The organism is Tenacibaculum sp. 190130A14a (genome assembly GCF_964048965.1).
Lineage (GTDB): Bacteria > Bacteroidota > Bacteroidia > Flavobacteriales > Flavobacteriaceae > Polaribacter > Polaribacter polynesiense.
In genome coordinates, this window is record NZ_OZ040189.1 from 2,422,896 (window position 1) to 2,436,114 (window position 13,219).

Consider the following 13,219-nt stretch of genomic DNA (forward strand, 5'->3'; position numbering starts at 1 on the left):
ATGCTTATTTTTTTAGAATTACCTTCTTATTTGCTACTCCAATAGTGCTCTTTACATTCACTACATAAACTCCTGTTTCTACTTTTGGCAAAACAATACTATTCTTTCCGCTTCCTGTAAATTCTCCTTGATATACCAACGATCCTAAAGTGTTGTATAATGTTACTTCAAAGCGCTCTCCTTGAATACCTTCTACAAATAATGTTTGGTTGGCTGTATAAAGCTTGATATCTTCTGAGGTTACTTCTGGAATAATTACTTCTACTTTGCTATGCAAGTAAAATCTTCCTATTCCATTTTCTGATTGTGATAGCGTTACTTGATAAGATTCTTTGGTTAAGTCAATATGCTTTTCTAATAATCTGTCTTCTAAATACACCTCAGCTCCTTCTGGTAAAGAAGTTCCTGTTGTACTAATGATGATAGATGTTCCTGCTGCTGCTTTAACTCCTACGGGAATAATAACCGTTTCATTGGTTTCTGTTGGTAAAGATTGATATGTAAAGTTCTTTTCTGATGAACCATCTAATAGTCTAGTGTAAATATCTAAACTTGCTCCATCAAAGTTTCCTACATCATATCCTGCATCTAATCCTTTAGTTGCATTGCTTCTATAACTAATGCTAGTGTTTACTTTTATACTTTTAGAAGCTATTGATAGTTCTATAGAAGGTACACTTGCTGTTCTACTAAAAGCACCTCCTATAGCAGGTTGTACCTTTCTTTGAGCTTGTTTAAATGATAAAGCACTGATTCCACTAGTAGTTTTTACAAAGAATCCTTGTCCGGGTGCTAATGAACTTTCTCCACTTGCCAATGTTTTAGCTACATACTTGTTTTGAGTATTGTCCCAAACATAGGCACCTACATAAGTCGGATCAAAACTAGCTAGATTATCATTGATAAAGTTCGTTCCTGAGTTTTCATTAATTGGTAAGAAAGCTGTGTATGGGTTTCCTACTGCATTCCATTGAGAGGCTGTTACTGTATGGTTTACATCAATCGTTGCTACAGTTCCTGTAAATGTAACAGCTCCATTGCTTGCTCTTGAAATAGCATAACTTCTTCCTTGTTCAAAAGTAATACTGTTAGAGGCCAAATCATCAACCGTATAATACACCCATTTATTTCCTGCTGTTCTACTATCATCATAGTATCCTACCGCATACCTATTAGGAGTTACTGTAGTGTTTACTCGAATATTATTCGATGCGTTTTCAACAAAGTCTTTTACACTTTGACCAGAGACTGGAGCGGTTACAATGCTCCATTTGTTGGCTACTAAACCTCCACGCTCATAGCTTACTTGTCCTGTAGCAGTTCCTTTTACAATCAAACTAGCACTATTTGCTGCTGTTGATGTCATGGTAAAAGTTCCGTTGTTGTCTAAATTACCATCTACTTGTACTCCTCCATTTTCATTGATTTCAAAAGAAGAAAGTGATGCTACTGTTAAATCGTTGATTTGAACTGAACTTCCTATTACTGGAGTCGTTGCTACATTTGGTATTACTACATTATCTGTGGTTGTTGGTAGCGCTCCTCCACCCCAATTGCCTGTAACTGTCCAATTAGAATCTACTGTTCCTAACCAAGATACTCCAGCTACAACAACTGCTCCTGTTGAATCAAAAGAATCGCCTGTTAATTGTACTCCAGGATGATTCGTACAGTCTGGAAATCCAAATGTAGTTGGTCCACAAGCTGTAAAAAACTGATCTAAATACACTGCTCCTGTTTCAAATGCTACATTTGGTGTTTCATTTATATCAGTATACTTGATTTTTATACTAAATAAATGTTTAGGTGTTGTGGTTACATTATTCGCCGTAATGGTTCCACTGCTTACTCCTTGCTGGAAAGAAGTAGATACTCTGGAAGTTGTATTATCGTTTACAATAAAATCTTTGTAAGCAGGAAAACCATAAACTTCTCCTAAAATACTTCCTGATGGTTGTAAATATTGAAAGTTACCACTTGTATGAATATTACTTCCAAAAGCTGCTGTATTGTAGGTAAAATAAACTTGACCTGAACCTAATTTAAAATCTGTATCTGAAGCTATATAAATATCGGCTTCATAAAAATCGTCCGTTCCATCATTCGTATTTCGAGCATTTACGAAAGTAAAACTAATGTTCTGTGCAAATGTTATTGTACTAAATAAGGTTAATACAATTAGTAGTAATTTTCTATTCATGATTAAGTTTATGTTTCATTTTAAATATGGTTCGTAGGGTTTTATACAACGTATACATAGGTTGTACATTCTAATTCTTAATCACCCTATTTTTTTATTTAATTTTTTAAAAAGAAGTGTTCTTTTATTCAAGATTGAAAAAGCTATTACTTTTCAATAGCCTTTTCATCTTGATTTTATAGGTTATTGTTTAAAATTGTTTTCCTTTCCCTATGTTCGGATTTAACAAGGTATTTATATCAGTATTTTGTATTTGACCATTCATATCCATGTCTGCTTTATTATATCCAGATCCCCCTAATAATTGGATTACTGCACTAACATCTGCATTTTGAATTTGACCATTATCATCTTGATCTCCTACTGGAATTGCAAAAATTCCATTCCCCATATTAATCACAGCATTTGCTGTACCTTTTAAGGAAGTGTTATCTGATGAATAATCAATTGAAGTATTACTTGCTGATAAATTATGTGTGTTTATGGATTGAACACTTAAATGATTACGGTGTTTAATTACTATAAAATAGTTGCCAGCCGTTTGTGTAAAGTTTATTGGGGAAACACCATCTATACCAACAATATCTCCATCCCTTTGAAGAAGTCCCGATTTTCCATCTACAACAACACTACCATCAATAGCATCTCTTAATTCTATCCATATCCAATCAACAATTGCATTTGATCCCGTAGTATTAAATACAGATATATCTGTCGTTAACGCATCACTATAAGGACTTGTAGTTGGCAATAATCCTCCTACTCTAAGATCATCTCTCATGAAACTCTCTTCTCCTGTATTTGGGTTTGATGCTGCTCCTTGTAAAAAAGCCTTAATTGACATAGTAATTGTATTCATCGTATAAACCGCAGTTACACTATTACTCATTGCTACGAATCCACAAACGCTGTCTGTAAGTAAACTCTTTTTCCAATTAGTATCATCTCCAGAAGCATTTTGCAGTGTCCCTGTATTTGAATTACTAGAATCATCTGTTATATTGGTTCCAGAAGCTTGATTATAGTTATAATTTAATACCAAGTTTGTTTCTGATGTTGTATAAACAGTATTCATGCTTGATGTAATTTCCGTTTGTGTACGGATTCCATTCCAGACTCTTGTTTGTGCTATTTCTCCACCAAACAACTTGTCAGATGTAGAAGTATTTTCATAGTTTCTTCCTATTCGAATGTTGGATGTTAAATCAAAAGTTTCAAATCCATAATAAGTACTGGTTGTACCAATTAAATTTCCATTCACATAAAAATTAACACTTGAACCATTTATAGTAGCAGCTACATGGAACCACGTATTTACTGGGTATGTATAACTTGGTGTATTAAAGGTTCCCCCATCATCTACGTCATTATCATGATGACCAGCAAAAATAGTTCCTCCAGAGATATTAATATATAATGGAACAACGACTGAAGCTATACCTGTTCCTGCATATGATTCAAAAGAAATAATGGAAGCGTTTACATCAGTAGCATCTGAAGCTGGAATTTTAACCCACGTTTCTATAGTGGCTTGACTTGAACTTGTTAAATGAGAGTTGATTGCAGAAATACTAACGTAATCATCTACATTATCTAAACTCAAACTATGTCTTACTCCATTATTACTATTTGCATCCGTTGCTACGACTTTATAAATTCTATCTGCTGAAATTGCTTCTGTTGTAAAAGAAAAATCAGTTCCCGTACCCACTACTGGTCCTTGTAATACTTCATTGGATACATTATCTTGTAAATAATAACTTACTCCTGTTTGAGAGTTGGCAACTGATACAATTGCTAATTGCCCATTGGGTTGCGAAATATTAATTGTTTTCTCCTCCAATAGTTGAATGCTTGCAGTTGGTGTTTGTAACATTTGCAATGTATTGGTCGCTGAAGGCAACGTCTGATTATCTTGAACTCCTATTATATTATATGTACGGTTAGCTGTTAAAATTTCTTTAGTAAATGTAATTCCACTTCCAGTTCCTGCAATTGGTCCTTCAATGATACTATCATCTTGATTATTTCTTAAATAATAATGTACACTTGCTTGTGAATTATCTAATGAAATAGTTGCATGGGTATTACACATTACTGAACCTGTTGTATCTAAAGTTACATTTTGATTAGCTATTACAATGGCGTTCACAGTTAACGATTGCACTACATTTGGTGCAGCACTGTAGGAACCTCCTCCTGCTTGAGAGGCTGTAATATTGATAGTTCCTTCCTTAAGTATTGTTACCGTATTTCCAGTAATTGAAACAATTGTAGGGTCTGAACTTGTATATGTAACTGTTAACCCAGAAGAAGCCGTTGCTGTTAAATTAAATGCTGCATCTCCATATATTACATCACTTAATGCGTTAAAAGTTATTGTTTGTGGAGCACCAATTACTGTTACTGTAACATCTTTAGTTGTTGCATTGTATAAACTATTGTCAGAGGTAAATGCACGTAAAGTAACAGTTCCTGCACTTGAACCTGCAGTGAACACATTTCCATCCATAGAAGATCCTGTTCCTCCATTATCAATAATAGTATATGTAGTAGGTTGCCCTGAAAAATTCAATGCCGTTTCTATCGTTTTAGTTTCTCCAGGATTTAATGAAAAGTCAAATAAATTATGAGCTAAATCTGTTTTAGGTGAAAATCCTGTATTAAAGAACAATGTTGAGTAATAGGCAACTGTTTCACTATAATTTGCATCAGCTGCTTGGGTTACTTTTATTATAATAGATCCTGCCACATCACTTGTATTCAACAAATTACCGCTAATTGAATGTCCTAATGTTTCCCCTATAATTTCAAAAGTGTAAGCTCCAGTAGAGTTTGAGTTCAACGTTGTTGTCATATCTACAGTAGTTACCCCCGAGTTGACCAAATAATAAATTCCACCTCCTAAAGTTGCTAAAGGTGCATTTATAGTCAAAGTCATGGTTTCGGTAGTACTTTGATATGTTGCCGTAGCTGCTTGAGATGCTTCAATAATAACCGTTCCTGCATTCCCTATATTCACAGTTTCATTGTTTGTACCGCTTAAGGTTGTTCCCGTTCCACCATCATTAAGAATTCTATAAGTAATTGCACCAGTAGAATTTGATGTAGCATTCAAATTAAAATTTGTTCCCCCTGCATTTACAGCCATATCATTAAAAGTGATTGTTGGATTAATCAATGCTCCATTGTTAACTTTAGAAAACTCGTACCCTGTTTGTTGATAACTCTTAAAAAAGTACGGTGCACCAGAATCTGTATATGCATAAATTGTAAAGTAATAAGTTGTACCTGAAGTCAATCCAGTTATTACCAAATTTGGTGTTGTTGATGCTCCTATATACATTACTTGTTCTCCTCCCTTATAATCAGCATCTGAAGTTGGAAGCGGTCCTCTAAATCCGTAAGGAGTAAAACTATTTACCGTATTCATCTTTACAATATACCCTTTAGCCGCTCCTCTTCCATTATCAGCAATAGGTGCTCCTGTAAATGAAGCTAAAGTAAATCCCGTTCCTGTAAAATTATTAATGACGGCATTTGAAGCCAACTTATCTGTTACTCCAGCTGTAAACTTTGATGTACTATGACCTGTATTAGAAAAATAATACTGACCATTACACACTCTATAGGAGTATGTTTTGAAAAAATATTCTGTGTTGGGTAATAAATTATGCCCAGTAAAGGCTTGACCATTTGGGAACGTTCCTACCAAAATTACCTGTTCACCAGAGCCAGAATAATTTACATTCGCAGTAGGTAAACTACTTTGTACTCCTGTAATATCTGTAAATGAATTTTCTACGTTTATTTTAACTACTTGCCCTTCTGCATCAGCAGGAACATTTGATAAAATTGGTGATAATCTATTTTCATATGTCAAATCTTCTCTAAAACTTAACAATTGTGCATTACCTGATGGAATTCCACATGTTTTAATAGTTACTGGAGTACTTCCTGTTGTTTCAAAATAGTCTCCTCCAGCACAGGTATTGTAAGTATACACCTTTACATAATAGGTTCCATTGGCTGTTAATCCAGTAATATTAAGATTTGGATTTGCTGAGCTACCTATATACATAACTTGTTCTCCTCCTGTCGCTGAATTATAGACTGTACTGGCAGCTCCAGGAACAGCATTTGGTGCTGTAAAAGAATTTACATCACTTACTTTAACAATATAACCTAAAGCTCCATTTACAATTGACGGAGCTGTAAAAGAAGTAATACTTAATGTATTTGCACCTGTAGCACTTGCAGTTACATTTGTTACTGCTGATGGAGCTTCACAAACATAATTAGTAGTAACAACTGTAGAACCTGTAGTTTCAAAATTATATTTTCCTCCACATAAATCATAAGTATAAACTTTTACATAATACGCTTTATTAATCTGTAGTCCAGTAATTACTTGATTGATATTATCAGTAGTTCCAGCGGCACTTCCTACTTGTCCTGTATACACAACTTGCTCTCCTGTTTTGCCAGAATAGTCTAATGAAGCTGCTGGTATTGAAGTTCCGCTTACTGGTGCCGAAAAGCTGTTTGTATCACTAAATTTCACTAAATATCCGATAGAAGTATCCGCTCCAACTGGTCTACCTAGAGTATTAATAGTTGCGGTAGTTGGTGAAGTTGCAGTTACTGAATTAATACTCCCTACACCTGGTAATGTTCCTGGGCAAGTTGTAATAGATACAGGTGTACTAGTGTTATTATAATTGATATATCCCTGACAATCACTATAGGTATACACTTTATAATAATAAGTAGTATTTCTTTGTAAATTAGTCATTGTCAAAACCGATTCTAATGCTCCATTGTCGGTTCCTACATATACTACATGTTCTCCAGAACCACTGTAAGAATTATTTACTGCAACATTAGGTAATGACTGATTTTGGATGTAATGATCGGTAAAATCTGTGAATGAATTTGTTCTTGAAAACTTGACTATATAATAAACATCATCAAAGCTGTTAGTTCCTAAAGTATTTAAAGTAACATCGGTATCATTAACTTGTTTAGGTGATGGTGTTGCAATTCCAAACTCATAACAATAGTATAATGAATTTAAAGAATTCGCTTTTAAATTAAAATTATAATTAAAACTAGTAGCACTAGTAATTACTTCAATAGCATAATAGTTATTACTATTACCTCCACTTACATTATTACTATATGGTAAACGAACACTATAATCATAAATCCCCGAAGATTGCATCAAAGTTCGCATTGTACCAATATTTACTGGAGTTACTCCCCAATTTCCACCGCGATACTCCCAAATTCTGAAATCAAAATTTGGATTACTATTTACCCAAAGCCTATCTAAATAAAGGAACATATCAGTAGCCTGCGTTACTTTTCGAGAAATAATCCAAAAATCAGAATCAGTACTTGTAACTGTTCCTTGATAATTGGCAGACATATGAATTCGGGTTTGAGCAGAGGATATTGCATTGGCAACAGAATTATTATTCTCTACCTCATTAAACGTTTGAGCAATCATTTGTGTTATTGTTAAACACATAAGTATTGCATACAAGAGTATATTTTTTTTCATAAGAGGGCTTAAATTTTGTTCTACTTTTCTAACCTTTTTGATAAAAGGGCTTTATTATATTGCTATTAATATTTATACAACTCAATTCAGAAACTATTCTTCAAACAATTCTTAATTTAAAACCTAACCCTTTACAAGATTAGGTTTCATAAAAATTAGAATTGTTTTCCTTTACCAATATTTGGATTTACTAATGTATTTACATCTGTATTCTGAATCTGACCATTCATATCCATATCTGATTTATTATATCCTGATCCACCTAGAAGTTGGATGATAGCATTGATATCTGCATTTTGAATTTGTCCATTTTCATCTTGATCTCCTACAGGAATAGCAAATACTCCATTTCCTAAATCCACTACCGCATTGGCTCCTCCTTGAAGTGATGTATTGTTTGATGATAAATCAATAACTGTATTACTGTTTGTTAAACTATAAGCGTTTGCAGAAAGCACACTCAAATGATTTCTGTGCTTAATTACGATATGATAACTTCCAGAAGATTGTGTAAACGTAACCGGTGAGCTTCCATCAACAGATACAATATCTCCATCTCTCTGTAACAAAGCTGACTTTCCTTCTACAACAATAGAATTATCAGTACCATCTCTTAATTCTACCCAAATCCAATCTACAATTGCATTTCCACCGGTATTTGTAAATACTGAAGCACTTGTAATAAGAGCATCACTATAAGGACTTGTTGTAGGCAGTATACTTCCTGCTCTAAGGTCATCTCTCATTAAACTTTCTTCTCCAACATTTGGATTGATTGCCGCTCCTTGTAAATAAATCTTGGGACTCAACGTAATATCAGGATTCGCCACTGTTAGTGTTTGCATAACCGAAGCAGCAGCTGTATAATTGGTGTTTCCAACTTGCCTTGCTGTAATAATGGTACTTCCCATCCCTACTACACTTACTACATTTCCTGAAACAGTTGCCACTGCCGTATTTGAACTAGTGTATGTTATTGTTAATCCTGAAGTAGTACTTGCTGTAAGGTTAAAGTCTGGGCTCGAAGGCGCTACTGAAGTTAAACTGTTAAATGTAATTACTTGATTCGCTCTGTTAATCGTAAAACCATAGTTATCTGATCCTTTATATTGCGGATCTGATGCACTCACAGTAACTGACATCGTATAATCTCCGGCATTTGTTGGGGGTGTATTCGAAGGTCCATAATCGATATCATCCGTATCAGTTCCTTGATAAGAAACTGTATATGTAGGTGTAACTACTTGATCATTGCTATCTGTAAAACTTGAAATAGCAGGTCCTTGAGCAGAACCATTATAGGTCAAGCTTCCTGAACCAAAATTTATCATTACATTTTCTTTTTCAAAAACACTTAACGTGGCTATAGTACTTCCAAAGAAATTTACATCGTTCGTATTTACATATGCATGAACTTTATAAGTTCCTCCATTTGTAGGAGCATATGTAGATTTCCTGTAATAGGTCCCGTTAATTCCTTCATATGTCATTAGAATATTAGGTTCGGGCGTTGCTGCTACCCCAGGGCTTGTTTCAATACTATTTACTGTAACTGATCTTTGGGTACCATCATAATCCTGTGTTAAGTTTGTTAAGTTAATTGTAACTTCTGTTTTGTTTGTTATAATTAAGTTTCCAGAATAATTGACCGTATAATTATTCGAATTTGCCGCATAAATAGATACCGTATAATTTCCTATTGCTATTGGGGCTGCCTCACTATTATATGCTCCTGTTCTATACAAAATTCTTAATGGAATATTTTCTCCTAGTACTCCAGTTGCCGAAGCTTCAAATTCTTTAGGAAGTCCATCATAAGCTTTTGATTGTGGTGTATTAGGATTGATTGTAATCCCTCTTTGATTAATCCTAAAACTTCCCACTACTTCTCCAAAATAATTAGTATCGGATTCATCTACAGTAGCTTTAACGGTATAATCTCCTGCATTAGTTGGAGGTGTATTAGAAGGACCATACGAATTTCCTGAGTAATCATTTCCTTTATATGAAAAGTTGATTGCTGGTGATACAACACTTCCATCAGACACTTTAGCTACACTTGTTACGCCAACTGCCTTTCTTGGGTTTCCATCATAAAAAGATATTGCTAAATCTGAACTATTTAATGTAATATTTACTTGTTCCTTAGTAGTTATTGTAAATACACCTGTTTTTAATCTAATATCATAATTCGCGGTAGTTGATATCATCGGGGTTGAAAATCGATTACTTACATCTGAAGATTTAGTTTTCTTAGTTATGTTACCATTTTTCTCTGAAGCAAAAGGGTCATCTCGTCCTATACAAATACCTGTAGGACATACACCTGTAGGATCAAAGCTAGCGGGTGCTTGTGCGCTTTGATCTACTGATATTACATACGTTCCTGCTGTTTCTCCCGGTTCTCTTTTTAAAGGTACCCAAATTTTAGTATCTCCATAGGCCAGTTTTCCTTGTGTTATTGAATATGACAAGGCTGGATCAGCACTACTTAATGCTTTTATAATATCATTAGGTGTTATTTCTAAAATATTGGATGAAGCGGATCTTGTAACCGTAATTGTAGTACTCCCTGCAATAACATTGTAATTTTTATCTTCTGGTATAAATCTGGTATAAATAGTTGTAGGGATTCCACTATTGTACGTCAGTGATGTTACTCCTTCTGTTATTTTCCCTGAGTAAATGTTCAAAGAAGCATGATAATAAGTATAATACTCAAATGTTCCAGTAACATTTGCACTGGCATTTAAATGAGTAGCATCTAAAGGTACTCCTTCTAGAATAGTAGTAGGAGTATTCCAAGAAATTACTGGGTTTCCTTTTGATATAGTTAAATTAAAGTCTTTTGTAATTTCATTATAAATACCATTCGCAGGTACTGTAATTCTTAATGTCGTATTTCCAACCGTTCCTGGTGTAAAATCGTTCCCACTTAAACTTGACCCTGTAGTATCATTTACTAAACTATAGGAAATAGATCCTGTACTCGTGGTTGTTGCATTTAAAGTAGTTACTCCACTTCCATATATTATTGTTGGTGGCGTAAAACTTAACCCTAAAGTACTCTGCGTAAAGGTGTATCCCGTTTGTTGATATATAGGAGTTCCGTTACAATCATTGTATGCATATATTGTAAAATAATACGGTGTTCCTTCTGTAAGTCCTGTAATATTTAAGTTTGGTGTGATTGATGTGCCCACATGTACAACTTGTTCTCCACCGGCATACGCTGCATTACCTGATGGAAGTACTGAACCGCTAGCTAAAGGTGAAAAACTATTTACAGTATTCATCTTTATGACATATCCGTCTGGCGCATTTGTAGTTGCTGTTGGTGCTGTAAACGAGTTTAGGTCAAAAGAAGTTGTATTTATGTTATCCGTTACCACATTCGAGGCTAACTCGGAAGTAATACCACAGGTTGTATTTTGACTATAAATACCAGTTGGGTAAAAATAGTAAACACCATTACAAATCTTATAATTTACTGCAGCAAAATAATAAGTAGTACCTGGTAAAAGTCCGGTTGTAGTGACTCTAAAACCAGTAGCTGCTCCCGTATAAATAGCTGCCTGACCAGTTTTACCAGTATAATCCGTGCTCACACTTGGTAAATTTGCTGCCGTTAATATGGTTGGTAATGTAAAGTTATTCTCGGTACTTATATAAATAATTTTACCATCTGCGTTGTTGTTTCCTGTAAAATTAACAACACTCATAGTGTTATGCGAACTCGTTGGCTCTGCATATAAATAAATTTGAGCATTACTATTTGGTGGTGCACATACTGGTGTTATCGAAGATCCAACTCCAGTAGATTCAAAATAATAATTACCACCACAAAATTCTGCTGTATACACTTTAAAAAAATACGTTGTTCCTGTATTTAATCCAGTGATTAATTCATTAGGCGTAGCTGAGTCTCCTGCATAAACAACTTGTTCTCCTCCTGTGTAAACTGAGTTTGCTGTTGGTAAGCTTGTACCATTTGTAGGAGCTGTAAAATTATTAGTTGTATTTGCTTTTACAACATATCGTTTTGAAGCTCCTATACTTCCAGTTATTGAGCTTATATAACTTGAACTTTCGTTATTTGCAGATAAGTTTAGAACTGTGGCCCTTGCTGGTGCTGCTCCACATGTTGTTACAGTAAATACATTTCCTGTTCCTAGTTTCAAATTACCACCACAATCGCTATAATTAAATACTTTCACATAATAGGTAGTGTTTGCATTAAGTCCAGTTACGGTAACATTTGGAGTATAAGAATTACCTAAATAAACAGTTTGCTCTCCAGAACCATTATATGCCGTTCCTTCTGAAGTAGGATAACTCGTTCCTGATGTTGGATTAGTAAAGCTATTTACCGTATTGACTTTTATAAGTGATATATTAGTGCTTCCACCAACCGCTGTAATTCTAAAATCATTCTCAGTTGGGTCTGTAGACAATACAGTACTCGCTCCAGGTGTATTGCATCTTGGAAAATGAACTCTATAACTATATCCTCCTGATCTACCGCCTCCTACTCTAATCAAATAGTACTCATTTGCAGCGGAGTATGAAATTCCCATTGCTCGATTCGATTGATCAGTTCCTTGATGAATTAAAGTGCTAGAAATTACAGGTCCATCATAACTTCCTGTTCTTTTTTCTAACCATACTTCGGGTTGCATAGATCCTAAATTAGATTGAACCGCCATTCCTACATAACCATTAGAAAAAGGAGATCTTCCTATTTTATAGTAGTCTTCATCACTCCCTACTACTGTACTTCCTCCAATAATTGTGGTGGTATTGGTTGTAGCTACCGTAAGTGTTTTCACACCGGTATCATTGGGAAGATTATTTGGTTCCGTTTCGCTTGCATAGTCAAACTGTGCGGTGATTATTGTAGTGGTCAATAAACAGACTATAGTTAGTAAAAACAACTGTTGCTTTTTACTTAAATTCAGTTGTGATTTAAGCAAACACCATAAATATGTATAAAATGTTAGCGTAGTTTTTTTCATGAGAGGGTTTAAATTTGGTTTTAGATTTTGATGTGTTAATCAGAATAAAGAGATGATAAATCCTTAAATGTTTTCTGCTTTTCTGATTCGTTGAATGTTTATAATTTTCATTTTGTGACCATTAAAACTTTTTTCTATCAATACATCGGTAAACCAATGAAGCTTCCCACGATGAATAATTGGAAGAAACAAGAACTTCTGAATGTTCTCTCTAACTTTAAATCGTCTTTTAGATAAATGTTTTAAATCAACTTTCATATTCGTTAGTTAAATGGTTACTTATAAACTGTACATCTAAATTGTTTTTAACCCTATTTTTTCGTGTCAAAACTATTTAACTCCTTATCAAAATTCTAAAAAACCACCTATACAAAAAACTATACAAAAACAATACACCACTACAAATCAACCACTTACACAAAGAACTATTTTAATACT

At 34.3% G+C, this 13,219-nt stretch carries 4 protein-coding genes; all 4 read right to left on the reverse strand.

What is annotated here, in order from left to right; all coding sequences use genetic code 11:
- Window positions 1–4: 4 nt before the first annotated feature.
- A complete protein-coding gene (locus ABNT22_RS11470) occupies window positions 5–2,200 on the reverse strand; it encodes a T9SS type A sorting domain-containing protein (RefSeq protein ID WP_348727098.1) in 2,196 nt (731 codons plus the stop codon).
- Between the two features lie 190 nt (window positions 2,201–2,390).
- Complete coding sequence (locus tag ABNT22_RS11475) at window positions 2,391–7,766, reverse strand: beta strand repeat-containing protein (RefSeq protein ID WP_348718602.1); 5,376 nt, start codon at window positions 7,764–7,766, stop codon at window positions 2,391–2,393.
- A gap of 155 nt (window positions 7,767–7,921) precedes the next feature.
- Window positions 7,922–12,673, reverse strand: coding sequence for an MBG domain-containing protein (locus ABNT22_RS11480; protein WP_348718601.1), 4,752 nt, complete (start codon window positions 12,671–12,673; stop codon window positions 7,922–7,924).
- A 171-nt stretch (window positions 12,674–12,844) separates the two neighbouring features.
- Window positions 12,845–13,039 carry a hypothetical protein gene (locus tag ABNT22_RS11485; protein WP_348718599.1) on the reverse strand — a complete coding sequence of 65 codons (195 nt, stop codon included), beginning with the start codon at window positions 13,037–13,039 and terminating at the stop codon, window positions 12,845–12,847.
- Between the last annotated feature and the right edge of the window lie 180 nt (window positions 13,040–13,219).